Source organism: Pseudomonas sp. B21128 (assembly GCF_044218865.1).
Lineage (GTDB): Bacteria > Pseudomonadota > Gammaproteobacteria > Pseudomonadales > Pseudomonadaceae > Aquipseudomonas > Aquipseudomonas iridis.
Window position 1 is genome coordinate 4,541,781 of sequence record NZ_CP162590.1, and the last position, 22,027, is coordinate 4,563,807.

Sequence of the window (22,027 nt, forward strand, 5' to 3'; positions counted from 1 at the left end):
CATGCATATCCTCTTCACACTCAAAGATTTCAAGACCGGTGGTGGCGTCGAGTGCGTGCAGCAACGGCTGGCCGGACAATTTCTCAAAGACGGGCGACGCGTCGGTTTCTTCATCATGAACGGCGAACGACCGGACAGTGACGAGGTGCCGACGATTGCCGGCGGCGGGAGTGGGTTTAGCGGCCTGCTGCGTTCGGTGGTGTTGCTGCGCCGGTTGATTCTGCGCGAAAAGGTCACGCACCTGATCGGCGCCAAGGAGCAGGCCAACCTGTGCACCTGGCTCGCCACGCTGGGGACGCCGTGCAAGGTCATCTACACCCGGCACACCGACCTCGATTGTTCCGAACAACACACCGGCGTGCGCAGCCTGCGCCTGTTGTACGCGCTGTACCTGTGCGGCAGCGGCAAAGTGGTGGCGGTGTCGCTGGGTTTGCGTCAGGCGCTGACCGGCCTGATGCCCTGGGGCCGTCAGCGGATTCGCTATTGCCCGAATGCGGTGATCACCGAGCAATTGCTCAGCGCCGCGCAAGCGCCGTTGCCCGCCGATGTGCCGGCGCGGTACTGGTTGGGCGTCGGTCGGCTGGTGGAACTCAAGGGCTTCCACATAATGCTGGAAGCTTATGCGCTGGCGGCACGTCAGGCCACGGTGCCTTATCTGGTGATTGCCGGGGACGGCCCGCTGCGTGGCGAACTCGAGGAGCAGGCCCGACGCCTGGGCATTGCGCGCCAGGTCCATTTCACCGGCCACCTTGCCAATCCATACCCGCTGATTCGCCAGGCACGCCTGCTGATCCTCAGCTCGTTGCATGAAGGCATGCCGACCGTGCTGGTCGAAGCCCTTGCCCTCGGCACGCCAGTGCTGGCCACCGATTGCCCCACCGGCCCGCGTGAATTGCTCGACCACGGTCGCGTCGGCCAACTGGTACGGGTCAACGATGTGCCGGCGCTGGCGCAGGCCATGCTGCAAAACCTCAGCAGCGACAAGTCCGCCCTCGGCAAAGCGGTCGCGGACGCGGTGCTTCCCTACACCAGCCAGCACGCGGCGCAGGCTTACTATCAGGTGTGGAATCAATGAAAAAACTGTTGATCATTCTTCAGGATCTCAGTGCGGGCGGCGCCGAGAAAATGATGGCGCGTCTGGCCGGTGCGCTGGTCGAGGCCGGCAACGACGTGACGCTGCTGATGCTCACTGGCGGCGGCGTGAATCTGGCGGGGCTCGATTCGCGGGTCAAACAAGTCTCGCTGCACAGCCCTCGCAGCGTCGCCGCCGTCCCGGCGCTGACGCGGTTCCTGCGGCGCAATCGCTTCGATGCGCAACTGGCCGCCCTCACCCACGTCAACGTGATAGCTATCGCCGCCGCCACGCTGTCGGGCACGTTGGCGCGGTTGCATGTCAGCGAGCGCAACGCCTTCTCCCGGGACAAACACGTGAATCCGGCGCTGCACGTGCGCTTCGCTTACCTGTTGGCGCCGCTGTTGTACCGCTTGATTCCCAACCCGGTGATCTGCGTCTCGCGCGGTGTCGCCCAGGATCTGGTCGACACCACACTGGCCCGCACGCGGGATGTGACCACCGCTGACAACCCGGTGCTAGACAACGACTTTCGCGAGCGACCATTGGCCCCCGCCAGCCATCCCTGGCTGCTGGACAACACCTTGCAAGTGATCGTCGCGGTGGGACGCCTGGCCCGGCAAAAAGGTTTCGATACGTTGCTCGACGCCTTCGCCCGACTACCGGATCGCAACGTCCGCCTGATCATTTTTGGCGAAGGCTCGCTGCGCGCCGAACTGCTGGCGCAAGCCAATGCCCTGGGGGTCGCCGAGCGTGTTGACCTGCCGGGTTATGCCAGCGATGCGCTGGCGCAGATTGGCGCAGCGGATTGTTTCGTCCTGTCGTCACGCTTCGAGGGCAGTCCGAATGCCCTGGTCGAAGCGCTCTCGACGGGTACACCGGTGGTATCAACGCGCTGCCCTTATGGACCACAAGAGATTCTCGCCGAAGGCCGCGTCGCACCACTGGTCAATGTCGATGATCCCGCAGCACTGGCGCAGGCCATCAGCCTGGAGCTGGCCCTGCCCCGCGACCTCAACCGGCAACGGCGCATCGATGCCGCCGCACGCTTCGTCAGTGCTCGCGCGGTGAAAACCTACCTGACGGCGTTGCTCGGGAGTCCAGCGCCATGAACAGACTTCAAGTCCGCTATTCGACGCTGCGTGACGGCTTCGTCCTGTTTGGCGTGATGTTCTACGTGCAGATCCTCACGTTCTTTCTCGGCATGGGCAGCGCCGCGAGTCTGGATAACGCGCAGAAAGATCTGGAAGGTAACGTCGCCAACCAGGTCTGCGGCTTGATCACGCTGTTGGTGCCGCTGTTCTTCTTTATCCGCAACAAGGTGTTCCTGAGCAAAAGCTTCTACCGGCAAAACGCTTTTCTGCTGGCGTTTCTGGTCTGCGTGGCAGCGTCAATCGGCTGGTCCGACGACCCCACCCTGAGCCTGAAGCGCTTCATCGCGATGATCAGCGTGGTGTTTTTCGCAGGCTTCATCGCCTGGCACTATAGCCTTGAAAGAATCGCCTTCATGCTCGGCTGCGTGATTGGTGCGGCGGCACTGATGGGTCTGATTTTCGCGGTGATCCGCCCCGACATCGCCTTCATCAGCGGCGGCATACGCGACGGTGCGTTCAAGGGTATTTTTTCCGAGAAGAATGCCGGCGCGCGGATCAACGCCATCGCCATTCTTTTACTGCTGCCGATGATCCGTCAGCGCAATCCACTGGCCATCGTCTACGCCGCGTTCTGTTTGATCGCCATTTGTCTGGCGCAGTCCGCGACCGGCATCGCGCTGATCGTCGCCGGGACCGCGAGTTATTGGTATTTCCTCATCTTGATCCGCTTGCGCATCAACCGTTCGCTGACGGCTTTTTTCGTCGCGACCGTGGTGTATGGGCTGATCTGCGCTTTTCTGTACGGCAATTACACGCTGCTGCTGGAACTGGTCGGCCGTGATCCGTCACTCACCGACCGCACCCTGATCTGGGAGCTGCTCGGGCCGCTGATCGATGATCGCTTCCTCAAGGGCTACGGCTTCGGCGCGTTCTGGAGCAGTGCCGACGCGAGCGGATTCATCAAACGTTGGGGCTACATCGGCAACGCCCACAGCGGCTATGTCGAGACGTTGCTCAATGGCGGCCTGATTCAGTTGATCGCGCTGATCCTGCTGTTCGCGCAGACGTTGACCAAGCATTACCGGGCGATTACCGCCGAGCATTCGGCGCGCTATCACGCCTGCGCCCTGGTGGTCCTCGGCTTGTTTGCGGTCACCAACTACGTCGCCTACGTGATCCCCAACTATCGCTCGGCCGAGTTTCTGGTGTTCTGCGTCCTCGCCCTGTCGTTCCGCCATCACCGAGTCAACCGCCCTGCGCCGCTGCCGCGCGCCAATGCCCACGCCGCCCCGCGCTCCCGTGCGCGGGCCAAGGAGTTCTCATCATGTTGAACAGCTCTGTGCCCACGTCAGGATCGGTGTGCGTGATCATCCCGATGTACAACGCTGCCGCCAGCATCGGCCCGGCGCTCGAATCCCTTAGCCTGCAAACCCGCCGTCCGGACAAGGTAATAGTCATCGACGACGGCTCAAGCGACGAGGGCCCGCAAATCGTCACGGATTACGTCGCGCCGTTTGAATTGATCCTGCTGCAACAGACCAATCAGGGCCCGGCAGCCGCGCGTAATCGCGGCGTATTCAGCGCCACCGAGCGGTTTATCGCGTTCCTTGATGCCGATGATCAATGGCACCCGGAAAAACTGCACAAGCAACTGGCGTTGTATGAGCAACTCACGCGTGAAGGGCGTCGGGTCGGACTGATCGACTGCTACCAGATGAGCGAATTCAGCGACGGCACGCAACAGTTGGAGGACCGGCGCAAGGGCGGCAATCATTTTGCCGATTTCATGCGCGAGAACGTGATCAACGGCACCTCCGGCGTGCTGGTGTTGCGCGGCGCAATCATCGCGCTGGAAGGCTTCGATCAGACCCTGCGCTATGCCGAAGACCGTTTGCTGTGGACGCGGATCGCCGAGCAGTGGGAGATCCACACCGTGCCCGAGGTGTTGCTGCGGCGCAGCGTCAACAACGGCAACATCACCGCGCAGCCGCGCAAGTATTACCCGTACAAAGTGCAATTTATCGAGCTCTACCTCGCCCGCTACGGCGCGCACATGAGCAAGCAGCAGCGCATTGATTTCGTCCTGGCCAACCACGCCGATTTTCTCTGCGCCTCGTCCCGCCGCGGCGACCACGCACATGTGATCAATGTGTTCCGCAACATGCTCGATCATTCATGGCAGACGCTGTTTTTCTCCCGCGGCAAACCGACCCTGCGCTACGTCTACGCCTTGGCGAAGACGCTGCGCAGGACGGCTTGAGTCCGGGGCCCCGCCATGGCCAACCAGCGCCTGACCACCTTGATCTGGATCTTTACCGAGAAATTCGGCCTGATTTTCCTGTCGATGATCACCTTCGTCGTGTATGCGCATTTGCTCACGCCGACCGAACTGGGCATCGGCACGATCATCATCGCCATCGTCGAGGTGGTCGGCATTCTCTATTCTTCGGTGCTTGAAGACCCGCTGGTCAGGCTCGAACGCCTGGAAGACAAGCACATCAGCACCGCGTTCTGGTTCTCCGTGTTGATCAGCCTGGCGTCGATCCTGGTGATTTCGCTGGGCGTGATGCTGTACACCCCATCGCCCGCCCTGCAATGGATGACGGCCATCGCCTCGGTGAAGATTCTGTTCACCATGATGGCGCGGGTCTACGTCGCGCAGATGCGCCGCAGTGGTAACTTCAAATTGCTGGCCTCGCGCACGCTGCTGGGTAAAGTCGTCGGCGGCGGTACCGGGATTGTCGTGGCGCTGCTGGGCTTCGGCCCGTGGGCGGTGATTGCCCAGGCGCTGATCATGGATCTGGTGTCGATGGTGGTGTTGATGCGCGGCGATCGGCGGCGCATCCCCTTCGCCATCGACGGGCCATTGTTGCTTGATCTGCTGCGCACGGGCACGCCGGTGGCGATCAACGTCATGAGTTCGCAAACCCTGCAACGCGGGGTCAACGTGGTGCTGGGCATCACCGCCGGCGCGCACGCGGTGGGCATGTTCAACCTGGCGATGCGCATCATCGACCTGCCGCGATCCGCCATCTACAACGGCCTGATGAGCTATGCACTGCCAGCCTTTGCCCGGCGCAGCGGCGAACCGACTCGGCTGGTCGGGCTGATCGGCGACACCACGGCCATCAGCGGCTTTCTGCTGACGCCGTTGTTTGTCGGCATCGCGCTGACCGCCGAAGACATCATCCTGCTGATCTTCGGCGCGAAATGGGCCGACGCCGTCGGGCTCCTGCAAGTGCTGGCCTGCACCGCCGCGCTGGGCAATCTGGCCCTCTATGCAACGACGGCGCTGGTCGCCGTCAATCGCACCTACCTGACCCTCAAGGCTGAAGTGCTCACCACGCTGCTGGCGCTGGCGCTGGTGTACGTCCTCGGGCCTGTGTATGGCGGCATGGCGGCAGCGATTGCGCTGTTGATCCGTATGGTCGCGATCACACCGTTGCAGGTCATCGGGCTGAACACCGCGATCGGTTATGGCTGGCGCACCTTCTTCGAATCCGCCTACCGCAGCGTGATCGCCACGCTGGTGATGGCCGCTGTCGTGTCGTGGGTATCAAGCCATTCGGGTCTGGTGGGCTATCTGCACCTGATCGCCAATATCGCCGCCGGCGGGCTGACCTACGCCCTGGCCTACAGCGTGTTGCACCCGCGCTGGCCGCATGAATTCAAGTTGGTGTTCACCACCCGGTGAGCACCGTTGCCTCTCTGGAGCACATCGTCATGCGCAAAACTACCCTGATTACCGGGGGCGCCGGCTACATCGGTTCCCATACTGCGTTGAGACTGGTGGAGGCCGGCCACCGCGTGCTGGTGCTGGATAACCTGAGCAACAGCAGTGTCGAATCGATCCGTCGGCTCGAGTCACTGAGCGGCACACGGATCGAATTCATCGAAGGCGACATCCTCGATTCACGCCTGCTCGACGAGATTTTCAGCGACTACGCGATCGACGCCGTGATGCATTTCGCCGGGCTCAAAGCCGTGGCGCAAAGCGTGCGCAAACCCATGGATTATTACGCCAACAACGTCACCGGCACGCTCACGCTGTGCCAGGCAATGGCGCGTGCGCACGTGTTCAATCTGGTGTTCAGTTCATCGGCGACGGTCTATGGCGAACCGGCGTGCACGCCCATCGGCGAAGACCTGGGTACCGGCAAACCGTCCAACCCCTACGGCCGCTCGAAATTGATGGCCGAAGAGTTGCTGACCGACCTGACGTGTTCCGATTCACGCTGGAACATCGCCGTGCTGCGCTACTTCAATCCCATCGGTGCCCACGAAAGCGGAATGATCGGCGAGGCGCCCAACGGCATACCGAATAATCTGCTGCCGTGCCTGACGATGGTCGCGACGGGGCGCATGAGTGAATTGATGGTGTATGGCAACGATTACCCGACCGTCGACGGCACTTGTGTGCGCGACTACATTCACGTGGTCGACCTGGCCGAAGGTCACCTCAAGGCCCTCGAACGACTTCAGGGCGACCATGGCATTCACATCTGGAATCTCGGCACCGGCATCGGTTACAGCGTGCTGCAACTGATCCGCGGTTTCGAGGACGCCACCGGGGTCAGCATTCCCTACCGCTTTGCACCCCGACGCGCCGGGGATGTCGCGCAGTATTGGGCCGATGCGAGCAAGGCCAGCCGCGAACTGGGCTGGAGCGCACAACGCAACCTGGGGCAAATGCTCACGGACAGTTGGCGCTGGCAGTCGAACAACCCGGACGGCTACCACCCGCAACCTGCACCAATGTTGGCATTCGCCGGCAAATAACCACCGTTCGACTCAGGGAAGGATTGCGCCATGTTCAGGCAATACGTGCTGACAGTGTTGTGGCTGATGTTGAGCGCCGGCGTGCAAATAAATGCGCAGGCGTCCGCCGACCTGCCCGTCACCGATGGGCTGGTGCTGTGGCTCGATGGCGCCGATGCGGTGCATATGACTCTGGATGCGCAACATCGGGTCTCGCGCTGGCATGACAAATCCGGGCAGTCCAATGATGTAAGCCTTGATGACCCGGCTGCCGCTTCACTGCCGTTGCGCATGGAGAACGCCCTGAATGGTCACTCGGTGCTGCGTTTCAACGGTGCTTCGGCCTTCACCGGTCAGGCAATCCGCACCTCCAAGGGTTCGGTAACGGTGTTCGTGGTCTCGCGCCGTTTGCCGGATCAAGCCGGCGGCAAAGCCTGGCAGCGCTTGTTCAGCTCGCGCCCGCAACTGGCCGACAACGACAACGTGGCGCCGAACTTCGGTCTCAGCGTGCAGCAGACCAGCGCTTACGCGCCGACAGTGGCGTTTCTGGAAACCACCAACGTGCCCATCGGCCCGTTCGCCGTGGCGCGCAACGTGGTCGGTACTTCGGAAATCCTGCGCGGCGACATTGCCGAAGTGCTGGTTTACGACCGGTTGCTGGCCTCTCAGGCTGAACGTCAAAAGGTGTCGGACTACCTCCGCACAAAGTGGGCGGTGACACTGCCGCAGCCGTCAACCGCCTGGACCCGCACCGGCCCGCTCGGTCCGACGCCGGTGCGAACCAACGCCAACCTGCCGTTATCCGATCAGGCGAATGCCGGAAAGTGGGTGCTGGATACGCGGCTGTCTGACGAGTTCAACGGCAACGCCATCGACGCCACGCGTTGGCACGTCAACAACGCCACCGGCACCGACTCCCTCGGGCGCAAACCGGCGCTGTTTCTGCCCGAGAATGCCAAGGTCGCCAACGGCAATCTAAACATCTCGTTTCGCAAGCAGACGCTGCCCGAAAAATACGTGCGCCTGGGCTACAAGGACTACAGCTCGGCGATGGTGCGCACCATTGAACGCGGGCTCTACGGCTATTACGAAGCGCGTGCCAAACCGATGAACTCGGCGGGCTCCAGTGCGTTCTGGCTGGCCTGGACCGGGCTGCCGGACAACGCCACCGAAATCGATATCTTCGAAATCGGCGGCAAGACCCTCAATGGCAAATTCGATGTCATGTACAACATGAACGCGCACGTTTGGGCCACACCCCAAAGCGATGAACACTTGAGCGACGGCGGCACCTGGATTGCGCCATGGCGATTGGCGAACACCTTTCATGTCTATGGTTTCGATTGGCGCGCGGACACCCTGCGCTGGTACGTCGACGGGGTGCTGGTGCGCGAGGCAAAGAACACCCACTGGTTCTTCCCGATGCAGATCGTCTTCGACAGCGAGGCGATGTGGGACTGGTTCGGCGTGGTCGATGACGCTGACCTGCCCTCCACGTTTCGTGTCGACTATGTGAAAGTCTGGACGCAACGTCCGTAGGGCCAGACTGATCGGTAGAACTGTTTCCGAGCACATTTAGGTCTTCTGATGATTGGTACACGGCGCGAGTTTAATGCCTGCATCCGCTGGTCTAGCCTTGTACAAAACCCCTCGGGAGAAAACGCCATGTTTCTCGCTCTCAGAAATCTGTTTGTGCTGTGCTTGGCAGGCTTTTATTGCATCGCGGCATTTGCTCAGGAGCCCGCCAGCGTTGATCAGCCGCCGGCAATACTCCCCCTGGAATCTGAATCGCAGGCAAAAATCATCGCCTATCCGCCGCTGGCCGGGCCGCTCGCGCGTGGGGTGGTGATCATTCAGTATCGAACAGAGCACGCCAGGATCATGCCGGTATTTGGCAAAGTCGCGGGTGACGTATCACCCCGTCTCGGTCACCTTCACGTGACGGTAGATGACTGGAAAGGTACGTGGGCGCACACCAGTGAAGACCCGATTATCCTGGTAGGACTAACGCCAGGAGCACACAAGGTTTTGCTGGAAATCGCCGACCCGACCCACACCGTTCTCACCCAGACGACCGTCAGTTTCAGTGTTCCCGAGCTAAAGCCAATGGACGCCCCGCCTATGGACGACGGGCACGCGGTTAAACCGTGACCGACCGTAACGGGAGGCCCGTTGCAGGCCCCCCGTTTTTTCATGGACCTCAGGAAGTGCCCATTCCCCCGGACAAATCCGCCGATTGGCTGGTGGTCATGTTTTGCTGCGGCGGCGCGTTCGTGGTTGATGCCACCTCCGTTTGCTCAGTGGTTTTGGTCACGGTGTCACGCACCGCCTCGTAACCCTCCTGCGCCTGTTTCTTCACTTTGTCGACCAGGCCCGCGCTGGTTCGTCCCATGTAACGCTGCTCCGTCGAAGTGCTCGGCAATGCCGCGCCAATCAATGCGCCCAATGCGATGCCCGCCGCCGCGACGACCAATGGCTGTTCCTTGAGCATTTGATTGAATTGCTGGCCCAATACCTGCGTGCTGCGGTTGAGGCGGTCGCCGGCATCGTGCATCGCATGACTCAGGTTCTCGCCAGCAGCGCCAACGTTATCGCCTAAGTGGCTGGCCTTGTTTTTCAGCGACTGGTAACCGTCCTTCAGCGAGTCGGCCGTGTGATGCAGACTGTCGCGCGCGCTGTCGATGCCGTCAGCCAGGCCATCCGCCCACTCCCCCGCGCGGTCCTGATCCGGACCGCTGCGATACACCGGTTGCGGCACTGGCGGGCGGTTCTGACTCATCATCAGCCACAGTAAACCGACTGATGTCAGCACGGCGGGCACGGGGTTGTTGCGCACGCTGGTGCCGAGATTGCTGACGAACGTCGAGCCATTGTTCTGCATCATGCTCCACGCCTGATCGAACATCTGGCCGGGCGTGAATTTGCTTTCCAGCTTGTCGACGATGTTGCCGATGCTGGCGCGCTGCGCGTCGATCTCCCGCTCGATTTGTTCTGGGCTTTTTTCCGATTCGAAATCCAGTTCACTTTTCATGAGACTTTTCTCCGCAGCGCTTCCTGATCTTTATTCAAAGCGTCCAGCGTCCGGTCAGGCTTGAAGTGGGACGGCTCGAATTGTTTTTTGCCCGATTGCAGCATGATGAAGCCGATAACCATCACCACAACACCCACAATCAGTGCCGCCAGCCACGGCGCCATCATCGTGCTGAGGGCGTAGACCGCCGACATCAACAGAATGATCAAGCCCGCCAATAGCACGATCGCCCCGCCCGCGACGCCGGCAATACCGGCCTTGAGCGTGGTCAGACTGGCTTGCAGCTCGGCCTTGGCGAGCGCCAGCTCCTTGGTAAACAACGCGGGCACCTCGCGGGACAATTGCCGCAGCAGGCCAACCATCGAAGCGTCGTCAGGCTGGGAGACAGGTCTTGCACCCGGCAGTTCGGAATCGTCTCTGTTCATCAGAATTCTCCTTTCGTGCTTGGCGAAATAGGCGTCGATGATCCGGCAAAATCCGAGGGGTGGTCGTATTCATTCGGCGACGTCGGGGTGATGCCAGTGGCCAGTCCAGGGTTGGGATTTGCGGTCGATGCCGGGGAGGATTCGTAGGGTCGGTGCGCGCCATAGCCTGTAGCTGGCGGTGTCGAGTTGCCCGCCGCCGGATCGTGATTTGCACTGACTGTCACAGCGGCGGAACTGCCCGCCTTGAGAAACCGCGACAGGCCGAAGCCCAGCGCAATGCTGCCGGCAATGAACAAGCCGGGATTGCTGCGGGCCAGATCGGCGGCATCATGCAACAGCTGTTCGGCACTTTTGCCGCGAAGGTTACCTGCCAGGCCGGTCATGGACTCGGCCATATCGGTCAGGTAATCGGACATGCCCAGCGTGTCCTTGTCTTCCAGCTCCGAAACGAAGCTTTTTGCGCCCTGTGCCAAGGCCTCGATCTGGTCGGCGGCGGTGTCGCGGTATTGGCCGAATTGTGCGTCAGCCTGCTGCCTAGCGCCGCCGAGTGCGTCGGTGACATCGTCCTTTAAATGTTGAAAGTCCTGCGGCTTGCCATCATCTGGCGCACCGGACTGGGTGCCGGCCCTGCTGTCTGAAGTATTCATGTCGTCCCTCGCCTTCTGCTGAAAACGTCGTACGGGACTTCGCAGCACCATTGCCCTGAGCCCCTTAAAGTTAAGGACGGATCAGTTCTCGGGATCGTTCAAAGGATTTGATGAACGAGCACTCCTCCGCAAGCTCGGGCCGCTGTCAGCGTGTGCTAAATCGGCGCAAAGGCCGCACCCAGCATGAGTTTGCAGCGAGCCACGCTGAGTTCGATTTGATCATGAGCTACTTTCGTGTTCCGGAGGCAGATAAGGAGATCCCCGCTCTCTTCGTCGGATGTGTACTTGCAGTGACAGGAGCGTTAACGAGGAGGATTTCGTCGGTTCTACTGGTGCCTCGTCAAAGAGTGCGAAGTGACTGAGGGTGCAAGCGCGAATTTGCGCATAAGGAGCCGGCGGCGGACTGTGGGTCCAGGCCGCCGGCAATAAGGATCGCTACTCTACCGTGCAGATCCAGAGGTGATTATGCCGATAAGGCGCGCGGGTGAAGTGGACGTCTGAAACCAGAGTCATGCCGCGCTCCTGAAGCGCTTCGGCCAGTTGTACGAGTGTCTCTGCCTGGATAGTCATCGCTGTTACCTCGTCAGATTTACTGCGTTCATAATTCTTGACCGAACAGGCAACTGACTAATTCAAATTTTCTCTCTGGCTTGCACGGGCGGGCAAGCTAAAGCACGTTGGCGCCATGTTGCCTTGAACTTCACGGCACGCAGGCATCGTGCTAAAACGGCAGCTACCCGTATTGCAGGAAAGTCACCGAATGCCCAGGAAACAACCGGCCAGTAAAGAGGCCGCCACCGCCGCGGAAATCGAGCGATCGATTCAGGCGTTGAACAAAATGGCCGAACGGCTGTGGGGTGACGGTCGAGAAGCGGAGGCCAAAGCCCTTCTCGACGCACTTGATGCATTAAACCGTGCGCTCGACCGGATCCGGATTGGTGAGAGTCGACGGGTTGTGACACTGCACTAAACCCTACGGCTTGAGAATCAACAGCGGGTCACCCTTCTTCACGATGTAAGTCGCCAACTCCGACCCCTTCTCAGTACCGATGTTCTTGGCGATATGCGCCACGCCTTCAGGAATGAACAGCGAGTCACCCGCCTTCAGCGTCACTGGCGCCCTGCCCTCAAGTTGATATTCAAATGTACCGCTGATCACGTACGCGACCTCCACGCCCGGATGCGCATGGCGTGGCGAGGTCACACCGGGTTCAAAATCGACTCGTGCCTGAATGACTTCGCGGTCGGCAGCGCCGAGGTCCTGGCGTACCAGATCGGTACGACTCAGGCCTTGCTGCCAGCTCTTGGGCTGCGTCTCGGCGGCGTGTGCGATGCCAATCATCGAAGCAAGTATGGCGGCAGTAGTCAGGAACAATGGACGGCGCATGATGTTGCCCTCTCAAACTCAGTGGTGTGTGGTGACGCCACTTTGAACAGGGCTTGTAGTGCTGATGTGTCGTGAATCCTTGGTTTGTTATTGGCGTGTGTACCGAGCCGGGATTGATACACGGTTATACAAACGCTTCGTCTGTCTGTGCGGGAGCGACCGCCCCTGAGGTGCGAAGCGTGACTGGCCTCCATTCGATTGACCAAACGGGCCATGTCGGCAGCGAATCTGTAAACTGCCGCGATCTTTACTCGCTCAGACAAGGGATCCACATGGCCAACCAAGACATCACCTTCACGCCCGATCCGGACGCCGAGTCCATTTCTTCCGACGTCGCGACCTTCGGCGGGATCATGGTTTCCACACAGATTCCGACCCGCGCCGATGGCAGCCTGGAACTGGGCGGCATCACCGAGCAAAGCGAATGCACACTGCAGGCGCTGAAAGTTGCACTGGAACGTGCCGGCAGTTCGATGGACCGGGTCATGCATCTGACCATCTACCTCACCGACATGGCTGATCGTGCCGCGTTCAACGAGGTCTACAAGCGCTTCTTCGCCAAACCGTGGCCGGTGCGTGCGGCGGTTGGCGTTGCCTCGCTGGCCGTCGAAGGCATGCGCGTGGAAGTCACCGCGATGGCCGCCAAGGCCTGAGCCCCGATCTGAAGTAAACGCAAGAACCTGTGGGAGCGGGCTTGCCCGCGATGGCGGAGGGTCAGGTGACATTGATGTTGGATGTGCTGGCCCTTTCGCGAGCAAGCTCGCTCCCACAGGGCTTTGCGGCGGTCGCGAGATCTGTGTCTGGCACAACTCACTGTGGGAGCGGGCTTGCCCGCGATGGCGGCGGGTCAGGTGACATTGATGTTGGATGTGCTGGCCCTTTCGCGAGCAAGCTCGCTCCCACAGGGTTTTGCGGTGGTCGCGAGGTTTGTGTCTGGCACAACTCACTGTGGGAGCGGGCTTGCCCGCGATGGCGGCGGGTCAGGTGACATTGATGTTGAATGTGCTGGCCCCTTCGCGAGCAAGCGCGCTCCCACAGGGTTTGGCACGTTGCGTTTGCCATCGGGCAGCACGGGCGTGCCCGGCGCGCGTTTCGGGGCTACAATGCGCGCCTCAACCGTGACAGCCTGACTAAAAAAAACTATGTCCTTGCCCAAGCATCATCTGGAATTGCTCAGCCCTGCCCGCGACGTGGCCATTGCCCGCGAGGCGATCCTGCACGGCGCCGACGCCGTGTACATTGGTGGCCCAAGCTTCGGCGCCCGCCACAACGCTTGCAACGAAGTAAGCGAGATCGCCGGGCTGGTGGAATTTGCCCGTAAATATCACGCGCGAATTTTCACCACCCTCAACACGATCCTGCACGACAACGAACTGGAGCCGGCGCGCAAGCTGATCCATCAGTTGTACGACGCCGGTGTCGATGCATTGATCGTCCAGGATCTGGGCGTGATGGAGCTGGACATTCCGCCGATCGAGCTGCACGCCTCGACCCAGACCGACATTCGTACGCTGGAACGGGCGAAGTTCCTCGATCAGGCCGGCTTCTCGCAATTGGTGCTGGCCCGCGAACTCAATCTGCAGGAAATCCGCGCGATCGCCGATGAAACCGACGCCGCCGTCGAGTTCTTCATTCATGGCGCGTTGTGCGTGGCGTTCTCCGGCCAGTGCAACATTTCCCACGCGCAGACCGGGCGCAGCGCCAACCGTGGCGATTGCTCCCAGGCCTGTCGCTTGCCGTACACCCTTAAAGACGAAAAGGGTGGCGTGATCGCCTACGAGAAACACCTGCTGTCGATGAAGGACAACAACCAGAGCGCCAACATCCGCGCCCTGGTCGAAGCCGGTGTGCGCTCGTTCAAGATTGAAGGTCGCTACAAAGACATGGGCTACGTGAAAAACATCACCGCCTATTACCGTCAGCGCCTCGACGACGTGCTCGAAGATCGCCCGGACCTCGCCCGCGCTTCCAGCGGCCGCACCGCGCACTTTTTCGTGCCCGATCCGGAAAAAACCTTCCACCGCGGCAGCACCGATTACTTCGTGACTGATCGCAAGATCGACATCGGCGCCTTCGATTCGCCGACCTTCACCGGTTTGCCGGTGGGCACGGTCGAGAAAGTCGGCAAGCGTGACATGCAGGTCGTGACCCACGAACCGCTGTCCAACGGCGACGGTTTGAACGTACTGGTCAAGCGTGAAGTGGTCGGTTTCCGCGCCAACATCGCCGAGCCAAAAGGCGAGTTCGAAGAAGACGGCGAGAAGCGTTACCGCTACCGCGTCGAGCCGAACGAAATGCCCGAAGGCCTGTACAAACTGCGCCCGAACCACCCGTTGAATCGCAACCTTGATCACAACTGGCAGCAGGCGCTGCAAAAGACTTCCTCCGAGCGTCGCGTGGCCCTGAGCTGGGCTGCCCGTCTGCGTGAAGAGCAGCTGGAAGTCACCGCCACCAGTGAAGAAGGCATCAGCGCCAGCGTCACCCTGAACGGCCCGTTTGGCGTTGCCAATAAACCGGAGCAGGCACTGGAGCAGTTGCGCGATTTGCTCGGCCAACTCGGCACCACGCAGTACCACGCCACAGACATCAAACTCGACGCGCCGCAGGCATTCTTCATCCCTAACTCGCAGCTCAAATCCCTGCGCCGTGAAGTGATCGAAGCGCTGACCGCCGCCCGCGTTGCCGCTCATTCGCGCGGCGGCCGCAAAGCCGAAACCACGCCGCCACCGGTGTACCCGGATTCGCACCTGACGTTCCTCGCCAACGTCTACAACCAGAAAGCGCGCGACTTCTACCATCGTCACGGCGTGAAGCTGATCGACGCTGCGTACGAAGCGCACGAAGAAGCAGGCGAAGTGCCGGTGATGATCACCAAGCATTGTCTGCGTTTCTCCTTCAACCTGTGCCCGAAACAGGCCAAAGGCGTGACCGGCGTGCGCACCAAGGTTGCGCCGATGCAGTTGATCCACGGCGATGAAGTGCTGACGCTGAAGTTCGATTGCAAGCCGTGCGAGATGCACATCATCGGCAAGATGAAAGGCCACATCCTCAACCTGCCGCAACTGGGCAGCGTGGTGGGCCACATCAGCCCCGAAGACCTGATGAAAACCATCCCGCGCGCACCGCACTGAGTGGTCGTGCGCGGTGCTTCGGCGCCGCGCACGCCTGCCCTGCTCCATCGAGGCCAGATCGCAGGCATAAAAAAACGCCAACTTCTTTCGAAGTTGGCGTTTTTTGATAGATGGCAGGGGCGGCTGGATTCGAACCAACGCATGGCAGGATCAAAACCTGCTGCCTTACCGCTTGGCGACGCCCCTACAGCACTTGTCAGCGGCTCCGTGAGGATCACTGCAAGAACGGGGCGCAATTTATCAACATTCGTTACGTTTGGGAAGCCCGAAATGAAATATTTTTTGTTTTAAAACAGCGACTTATTTTCTTGGCCCGATTCAGCCCAATGATCGGGCCGTTTGGCGGCGTGTATCACACTGTGTACCTACCCCGCGGCGATACAGCGGATTTCAACATCGCCCCTCTTCGACACAGGCCAGATACGTCTCGGCGCTCAAATGCACTCAAGGTTTGAAGGGCTCATTCGCAACCCTCGACCCACAGTTCGCAGAGGAGACGTCACCGTGAAAATGGCACTGCACACTCGCAAAACCGCATTCGGACTTTCGATTCTGGCGCTGTCGTTGTTCGGCGCTTTGGGTACGGCTCAAGCCCAAACCGCAGAACCCGCGGCTGCGAGCTATTCCGCGCCCTCGCCGTTCGGCCCGCTGAAGCATGTGAAGGCGGGCGTGCTGGACGTGGCTTACGCCGAAACCGGTCCGGCCAACGGCCCGGTGGTGATTCTGTTGCACGGCTGGCCCTACGACATTCACAGCTACGATGAAGTCGCGCCATTGCTCGCGGCCAAGGGTTATCGCGTGTTAATGCCGTATGCGCGGGGTTATGGCGATACGCAATTCCTTTCCAAAGACACCCTGCGCAACGGCCAACCGGCGGCGCTGGCCAGTGACGTCATCGATTTCATGGATGCGCTGAAGATCAAGCAAGCGGTGCTCGGCGGTTATGACTGGGGCGCACGCTCGGCGGACATCGTCTCGGCGCTGTGGCCAGAACGGGTCAAAGCGCTGGTGGCGGTCAGCGGCTACCTGATCGGCAATCAGGCGGCCGGGCAGAACCCGCTGCCGCCCAAGGCTGAATTGCAGTGGTGGTATCAGTTTTACTTCGCCACTGACCGCGGCCGCGCTGGCTATGCGAAGAACACCCGCGACTTCGCCAAGCTGATCTGGCAAACGGCTTCGCCGCAGTGGAAGTTCGATGACGCAACCTTCGATCGCTCCGCCAAAGCGCTGGAGAACCCCGATCACGTCGACATCACCGTCTTCAATTACCGCTGGCGTCTGGGCCAGGTGCAGGGCGAGGCGAAATACGCGGCGCTGGAACAGAAACTGGCCACCGCCCCCTCAATCAGCGTGCCGACCATCGCCCTGGAAGGCGACGCCAACGGTGCACCGCACCCGGCGCCCGAGGATTACGCCAAGCGCTTTACCGGCAAGTACGAGTTTCGGCTGATCAACGGCGGCATTGGCCACAACTTGCCGCAGGAAGATCCGCAGGCGTTTGCCAAGGCTGTGATTGATGCGGATCACCTTTAAAAGTCTTCCCCTACCCGCACAAAAAAGCAGTCAGCCGCTCAGGCTGACTGCTTAATGGCTAACGTGTGTGATCACCCAGTTGGCACAACGATATCCAACGCCTTGTTGCCCGCCAACTCTCCCAGCATGACCACTTGCGCGATACCCAACAAGGTGTGGCGGTTCGACCCTTCCAGCAGCCCTGCAAAATGACCGAGCATGACCGTGGCAGACGCTAAAGAGCCGCTGGCATTGGTCAGTAAAGACTCGGCGTCGGACTGCGGGCTGACCATGAACAGAGTGCTGGGCGTATAGGGTGTTGCCATAATCCCGGCTGCTGGCAGCAGGTAATGGTCAAGCGCACGTTCTGTTGCTTCGTGGAGTTTTCTTGAGTTGTGATGGGTTCGGCGATGCCGGATCTGAACGTGTGTGCGGGGTGGTGTTTAGAAGAGCCCCTCACCCTAGCCCTCTCCCGGAGGGAGAGGGAACTGACCGTGCGATGCTTCAGGCATACGTCGACCTGACAGTGCATTGCCGAATCCATGATCGAACTGACAGTACATCGCCGAATCCACGATCTTCATTGCAGCGGTGCTGCCGAGGCCATAATCAACTCGGTTCTTCAGGTCGATGTATGACGCAAGACATCTCGGTCGGCCCCCTCTCCCTCTGGGAGAGGGCTGGGGTGAGGGAAAGTGGTCTACAGTTAAATCTCCATCAACTTCACAAGGATCGTGAAGCATGCAAAATCGCCCCACCCTCGCCCAATTCGCCCGCCATTTGCGTACTCATCAAACTGATTGCGAGCACCTGCTCTGGCAAAAGCTGCGCGCCCGCCAAATCGCCAACTTGAAATTCCGCAGACAATTCCCCTGCCCGCCATACGTCCTGGATTTTTATTGCGTCGAACTGAAACTGGCCATCGAACTGGATGGTGGTCAGCACTATCAATCAGCGGGCGTGATTCACGACCAACGCCGGACATTGTTCCTTCAGCGTCAGGGGATTGAAGTGGTGCGGTTTAGTAATTTAGAGGTGATCCAGCAGATGGGGGCTGTGTTGGAGCAGATCATAAAAACCGCGGCAGAACGAAAAGCGCCCTCACCCTAGCCCTCTCCCGGAGGGAGAGGGAACTGACCGTGCGATGCTTCAGGCATACGTCGACCTGAGAGTGCATTGCCGAATCCATGATCGAACTGACAGTACATCGCCGAATCCACGATCTTCATTGCAGCGGTGCTGCCGAGGCCATAATCAACTCGGTTCTTCAGGTCGATGTATGACGCAAGACATCTCGGTCGGCCCCCTCTCCCTCTGGGAGAGGGCTGGGGTGAGGGAAAGTGGTCTACAGTTAAATCTCCATCAACTTCACAAGGATCGTGAAGCATGCAAAATCGCCCCACCCTCGCCCAATTCGCCCGCCATTTGCGTACTCATCAAACTGACTGCGAACACCTGCTTTGGCAAAAGCTGCGCGCCCGCCAAATCGCGAAAAAGCCCCTCACCCTAGCCCTCCCGAAACGTCGGACCGCCCGGAGGGAGAGGGAACTGACCGAGTTGAATGGGGGCGCTACGCCGACTTTGGATACCGGGTGAACTCGGGTTAGTAACAGCTCGAGTTATTTGACCAGCCGTTTTTCCTTCGAAGGTCGATACCCGAAATACGAGCTATAGCACTTACTGAAATGACTCGGCGAGACAAACCCACACGCCACCAGCACTTCCACTTGCGAGAGCTCGGTGTGTTGCAGCAAACGCCGTGCTTCGGTGATGCGCAACTCGAGGTAATAGCGCTGCGGCGTGGTGCCGAGTTGTTCCTTGAACAAGCGCTCCAACTGGCGCCGGGAGCGGCCGGCATACACCGCCAGTTGTTCCAGTTCCAACGGCTCTTCAAGGTTCGCGTCCATCAGCTTCACCACTTCACGCAACGGTGCGCTGACGCAGATGTTTTCGTCCGGTTTGATCCGTCGATAACGCGACTCCTCGAAGGCGAGGATATCTTCAACGCCCTCGACCAAGGCCTTGCCGTGCAGGTTCTTGATCCAGTCCAGCGCCATGTGAAAGGCCCCGGACGGGCTCGATGCCGTGAGTCGGTCGCGGTCGATGACGTAGGGTTCGCTGCTGACGTGGGTGGTCTTGGAGATTTCGGTCAGCGCCGGGCGATGTTCCGGGTGGATCGCGCAACGATAGCCGTCGAGCAATCCGGCGCGGCCTAGAAACCACGCGCCATTCCACAAACCGGCGAGGCTGACACCGCGTTCTGCTGCCGCTTTCAACAGGCTGATGAACGCGTCACTGGCGCGCAGTTCGGTTCGGTAACCGCCGCACACCACCAACAAGTCAAGATCCTGAAGCGCCGCCGGATCAATCCGCGCATCTGGCCGAATCACCAATCCCAGATCGCTGACGACCTCAGCTTCACTCAAGCCAAACGTGCGCGTAGAAAACAGCTCGGCGCGCAACAGATTGCTGGTGATGATCGTGTCCAGCGCCTGAGTGAAGGCCGGCAGCGAAAAGTGTTCAAGCAGTAAAAAACCCGCGCGCGTCACGCGGGTCTGGTCGGCGGATTGCTCATTCAGATAGCGGAGGTTTTTGCCCTTCATGCCCCCGCTGAATTGACGTCGTTCGATCAAGGTCTGGTCCATCGGTCATATTGTTATGCGCCGATAGTTGGCCTGAACCGCGCCGGAGTCAATCACGCCTGTTGCTGACCGGGTCATCCTGACGGCGTTTACACCGCTGAAAAAAGCCCGGCGCCCACTCGCCCTTCCAGGCGGCCGAAGAGCACGTAGTGTTGATAGCCGCTGGTGAAAGCGCCGGTGGAAACGGCGTGGCGCACGTCATCGTTCAGTTGAAGGTATTGGGCTTCATCGAAATTTTCGGAACTGACCTCGCCGGCCCGGCCGAGTTGCTCGCTATCAATCGGCAAACCGGCAACGGTGCGCTGCTGGAAATCGATCATGCGATTGATTGCATGACTTTCAAGCACGCCCTTGCCGGGGTGCATCGCATAGATGTGCATCCCCTTCTTTACGCACCGATTGCACATGTCGACACAGTTTTTCTGCGTGTTTTTACGCGTCATCAATTCGTCGACATTGATGTCCAGATACTTTCCGACCTGATATTCGCTTTGATTGAAGATGGTGCAGCAAAGCACTGTATTGCCGTTGCAGTCGATCACCAGCCAGTCATCTTTGAGTGTGCACGCTTGCTTGTGGAAGTGTTGTACGACATTGACCAGATCATCGTAAGGCGGCAATGCCAGCCTTTTGAGGGTCTCGTGGTCAGTGTCGGTTACGGAAGGATCGCGCTCGACAATGGCCAACGCCTTCTCCAGCGGCATCATCACGGAATAACCCGTGCTGAACCTAAAGCCCAGACGCTCACTGAACTCGCGCATCAGTGCTTCTTCTGCCAGATTATCCAGATACCGGTGGTAATAAACTTCGACAAGGGTGTTCAGACCATGGCGCTGCACGAGTTCACTCAGCGTGATCATGTTCTGTTTTACAACTTCGATATCCCCCCCGACATGCCCCTTCGCGTAGGTCTCCTGATAAAACCCTGACAGCGAAATACGGAAGAACCCTGGCTCGGCCAACAAGGCTTTTTCCATGTTTTTGGCCAGGTTCAGGTTAGTGCTGACGCCACTGTTCATGCCGGCCGCATTGATGATCTCGATGAACTCGCCGATCTTCGGATGCACCAAAGGCTCAGTCCAGTTGTAGAGAAAAATCGCCCGCACGCCTTCGCGTTTGGCCTTCTCAACGATCTCGCGGAACATTTCAATCTGCATGGCTTTTTTGAAGTTGAGGTTTTCCGAATTGCCCATCGGGCAAGAGGGGCAGCTCAGATTGCAGGCACCGACGATATCGATGTACATGTTCATGATGAGTAAAGCTCCTTGAGCTTAACGCTACTCTGGTCAACGCCGCAGGCTGTCGGGTTGCCGGATGTGTTAGTTATTTGACGACATTGAGCACATGCAAGCAAAAAGTGCACCACACGCCTGCTAAGCCATTAACCTCACAACCCAATCGATAAATACTCGCAACTTCAAGCTGATATGGCGGTTCGGCGGATACGCGATGTAGAGAGGCATTGATGCAAGTTGCCAGTCCTCGAACAGTGGCACCAGCTCACCGCGTGCCACCGGGGCGTCGGACATGTACCTGGGCAGCCACAGCACACCCATGCCGGCCAGACCCGCCGCAAGGTAGGCATTGCCGTCGTCGACTGCCAACACATGGCGACCCTTGATCTGCAGGTTTTGCTTATCGTTATGCAGGGCATACGGCATCGGCTTGCCGGTGCGTGCCCACAGGAACGCAACCACGCGATGATGGGAATCTTCCAGTTCCTGCGGGTGCATCGGCGTGCCGGAGCGAGCGAGGTAGTCGGGCGCGGCAAACACGCCCAGTTGCAGGTCCGCAACCTTGCGCGCCATCAGTGACTGGTCCAGCAACTCGCCGCCGCGCACCACGCAGTCGACGTTCTCATCGATGATGTCGACGATGCGATCGCTGACGCCCATGTCGATCTGGATATCCGGATACATCGCGTGAAATTCGGGCAATGCCGGGATCAGAATCAAGCGAGCGAACGGGCTCGGCACGTCCACGCGCAATCGTCCACGTGGCGATACCGAGGCACCGGGCAGGCTGGTTTCGGCGTCCTCCATGTCGGCCAGCAACTTGATCACGCGCTGGTAATACGCCGCACCGTCGGCCGTGACATTGACCTTGCGCGTGGTGCGGTTGAGCAATTTGACCCGCAGCCGCGCCTCCAATTGCTGGACCAGTTGCGTCACGGTGGTCTTGCTCATGTGCAGGGTTCCGGCGGCTTTGGTGAAGCTCCCCGCCTCGACCACCCGTGCAAATGCCTGCATTGCATCAAAACGATCCATTGCTCGACTTCCGATTGTTTGGGTTTTACAAACAGTTAACGCCAAGCTTGCGCGTTTATCG

The 22,027-nt window shown here is 59.8% G+C and carries 21 protein-coding genes, 1 tRNA gene and 2 pseudogenes; 14 read left to right on the forward strand and 10 right to left on the reverse strand.

From position 1 onward, the window contains the following. Position 1 precedes the first annotated feature (1 nt). From AB4P91_RS20270 to AB4P91_RS20305, 8 genes are all read left to right on the forward strand, one after another. Positions 2–1,075, forward strand: a complete 1,074-nt coding sequence (locus tag AB4P91_RS20270) for a glycosyltransferase (protein WP_395603520.1) — start codon at positions 2–4, stop codon at positions 1,073–1,075. Then, entirely contained in the window at positions 1,072–2,184 is a 1,113-nt protein-coding gene (locus tag AB4P91_RS20275) for a glycosyltransferase (RefSeq protein ID WP_395603521.1), read from the forward strand. Before AB4P91_RS20270 ends, AB4P91_RS20275 begins: the two co-directional genes overlap by 4 nt. Beyond that, positions 2,181–3,497 (forward strand): O-antigen ligase family protein, encoded by a 1,317-nt coding sequence (locus AB4P91_RS20280; RefSeq protein ID WP_395603522.1) that lies wholly within the window; start codon positions 2,181–2,183, stop codon positions 3,495–3,497. Before AB4P91_RS20275 ends, AB4P91_RS20280 begins: the two co-directional genes overlap by 4 nt. Then, positions 3,491–4,426, forward strand: a complete 936-nt coding sequence (locus tag AB4P91_RS20285) for a glycosyltransferase family 2 protein (RefSeq protein WP_395603523.1) — start codon at positions 3,491–3,493, stop codon at positions 4,424–4,426. Before AB4P91_RS20280 ends, AB4P91_RS20285 begins: the two co-directional genes overlap by 7 nt. A 15-nt stretch (positions 4,427–4,441) precedes the next feature. After that, positions 4,442–5,860, forward strand: coding sequence for an oligosaccharide flippase family protein (locus tag AB4P91_RS20290; RefSeq protein WP_150591657.1), 1,419 nt, complete (start codon positions 4,442–4,444; stop codon positions 5,858–5,860). A gap of 29 nt (positions 5,861–5,889) precedes the next feature. Continuing rightward, the gene (galE, locus tag AB4P91_RS20295; protein ID WP_150687448.1) at positions 5,890–6,945 is read left to right on the forward strand and encodes a UDP-glucose 4-epimerase GalE; all 1,056 of its coding nucleotides are present in this window, start codon (positions 5,890–5,892) and stop codon (positions 6,943–6,945) included. A 30-nt stretch (positions 6,946–6,975) separates the two neighbouring features. Continuing rightward, the gene (locus AB4P91_RS20300; RefSeq protein ID WP_395603524.1) at positions 6,976–8,463 is read left to right on the forward strand and encodes a family 16 glycosylhydrolase; all 1,488 of its coding nucleotides are present in this window, start codon (positions 6,976–6,978) and stop codon (positions 8,461–8,463) included. A 126-nt stretch (positions 8,464–8,589) separates the two neighbouring features. Continuing rightward, positions 8,590–9,075: a DUF6130 family protein gene (locus tag AB4P91_RS20305; protein WP_150597682.1), complete on the forward strand. Its 486-nt coding sequence runs from the start codon at positions 8,590–8,592 to the stop codon at positions 9,073–9,075. 49 nt (positions 9,076–9,124) lie between these two features. Here AB4P91_RS20305 and AB4P91_RS20310 read toward each other — a convergent pair whose 3' ends face one another. The 4 genes from AB4P91_RS20310 to AB4P91_RS20325 all read right to left on the reverse strand — a co-directional run bounded on the left by AB4P91_RS20310 (position 9,125) and on the right by AB4P91_RS20325 (position 11,597). Continuing rightward, a complete protein-coding gene (locus tag AB4P91_RS20310) occupies positions 9,125–9,955 on the reverse strand; it encodes a DUF3618 domain-containing protein (protein WP_150597681.1) in 831 nt (276 codons plus the stop codon). After that, positions 9,952–10,380 carry a phage holin family protein gene (locus AB4P91_RS20315; protein ID WP_150591653.1) on the reverse strand — a complete coding sequence of 143 codons (429 nt, stop codon included), beginning with the start codon at positions 10,378–10,380 and terminating at the stop codon, positions 9,952–9,954. Before AB4P91_RS20315 ends, AB4P91_RS20310 begins: the two co-directional genes overlap by 4 nt. Next, positions 10,380–11,027: a hypothetical protein gene (locus tag AB4P91_RS20320; protein ID WP_395603525.1), complete on the reverse strand. Its 648-nt coding sequence runs from the start codon at positions 11,025–11,027 to the stop codon at positions 10,380–10,382. Before AB4P91_RS20320 ends, AB4P91_RS20315 begins: the two co-directional genes overlap by 1 nt. Before the next feature lie 435 nt (positions 11,028–11,462). Further along, positions 11,463–11,597, reverse strand: coding sequence for a hypothetical protein (locus tag AB4P91_RS20325; protein WP_263596245.1), 135 nt, complete (start codon positions 11,595–11,597; stop codon positions 11,463–11,465). Positions 11,598–11,787: 190 nt separating this feature from the next. Here AB4P91_RS20325 and AB4P91_RS20330 point away from each other — a divergent pair, with 190 nt between their 5' ends. Beyond that, positions 11,788–11,997 carry a hypothetical protein gene (locus AB4P91_RS20330; RefSeq protein ID WP_150591652.1) on the forward strand — a complete coding sequence of 70 codons (210 nt, stop codon included), beginning with the start codon at positions 11,788–11,790 and terminating at the stop codon, positions 11,995–11,997. 3 nt (positions 11,998–12,000) lie between these two features. Here AB4P91_RS20330 and AB4P91_RS20335 read toward each other — a convergent pair whose 3' ends face one another. Beyond that, on the reverse strand, positions 12,001–12,414 hold the full coding sequence (locus AB4P91_RS20335) for a cupin domain-containing protein (protein ID WP_395603526.1): 414 nt from the start codon (positions 12,412–12,414) through the stop codon (positions 12,001–12,003). Between the two features lie 272 nt (positions 12,415–12,686). Between AB4P91_RS20335 and AB4P91_RS20340 the strand changes: the two genes are divergently transcribed. Further along, positions 12,687–13,067 (forward strand): RidA family protein, encoded by a 381-nt coding sequence (locus AB4P91_RS20340; protein ID WP_042558925.1) that lies wholly within the window; start codon positions 12,687–12,689, stop codon positions 13,065–13,067. A 489-nt stretch (positions 13,068–13,556) separates the two neighbouring features. After that, on the forward strand, positions 13,557–15,545 hold the full coding sequence (locus AB4P91_RS20345; protein WP_395603527.1) for a U32 family peptidase: 1,989 nt from the start codon (positions 13,557–13,559) through the stop codon (positions 15,543–15,545). A gap of 111 nt (positions 15,546–15,656) precedes the next feature. On the opposite strand, the gene AB4P91_RS20350 is transcribed toward AB4P91_RS20345, so the two are convergent. After that, positions 15,657–15,731: transfer RNA gene (locus AB4P91_RS20350), tRNA-Gln, on the reverse strand. A 324-nt stretch (positions 15,732–16,055) separates the two neighbouring features. Here AB4P91_RS20350 and AB4P91_RS20355 point away from each other — a divergent pair. Continuing rightward, entirely contained in the window at positions 16,056–17,078 is a 1,023-nt protein-coding gene (locus tag AB4P91_RS20355) for an alpha/beta fold hydrolase (RefSeq protein ID WP_395604987.1), read from the forward strand. A 71-nt stretch (positions 17,079–17,149) separates the two neighbouring features. Here the strand turns inward: AB4P91_RS20355 and AB4P91_RS20360 are convergent. Next, positions 17,150–17,477: pseudogene (locus tag AB4P91_RS20360) on the reverse strand (DUF6124 family protein); the annotation flags it as partial. A 321-nt stretch (positions 17,478–17,798) separates the two neighbouring features. Between AB4P91_RS20360 and AB4P91_RS20365 the strand changes: the two are divergent. Together AB4P91_RS20365 and AB4P91_RS20370 are read left to right on the forward strand one after the other, a co-directional pair. Continuing rightward, on the forward strand, positions 17,799–18,167 hold the full coding sequence (locus AB4P91_RS20365; protein ID WP_395603528.1) for an endonuclease domain-containing protein: 369 nt from the start codon (positions 17,799–17,801) through the stop codon (positions 18,165–18,167). Between the two features lie 276 nt (positions 18,168–18,443). Then, positions 18,444–18,548: pseudogene (locus tag AB4P91_RS20370) on the forward strand (DUF559 domain-containing protein); the annotation flags it as partial. 128 nt (positions 18,549–18,676) lie between these two features. Here the strand turns inward: AB4P91_RS20370 and AB4P91_RS20375 are convergent. From AB4P91_RS20375 to AB4P91_RS20385, 3 genes are all read right to left on the reverse strand, one after another. After that, complete coding sequence (locus AB4P91_RS20375) at positions 18,677–19,702, reverse strand: GlxA family transcriptional regulator (protein ID WP_150591645.1); 1,026 nt, start codon at positions 19,700–19,702, stop codon at positions 18,677–18,679. Between the two features lie 86 nt (positions 19,703–19,788). Next, entirely contained in the window at positions 19,789–20,949 is a 1,161-nt protein-coding gene (locus AB4P91_RS20380) for a radical SAM/SPASM domain-containing protein (RefSeq protein WP_150591644.1), read from the reverse strand. A gap of 123 nt (positions 20,950–21,072) precedes the next feature. Beyond that, positions 21,073–21,966 (reverse strand): LysR family transcriptional regulator, encoded by an 894-nt coding sequence (locus AB4P91_RS20385; RefSeq protein ID WP_150591643.1) that lies wholly within the window; start codon positions 21,964–21,966, stop codon positions 21,073–21,075. Positions 21,967–22,027: the final 61 nt, after the last annotated feature.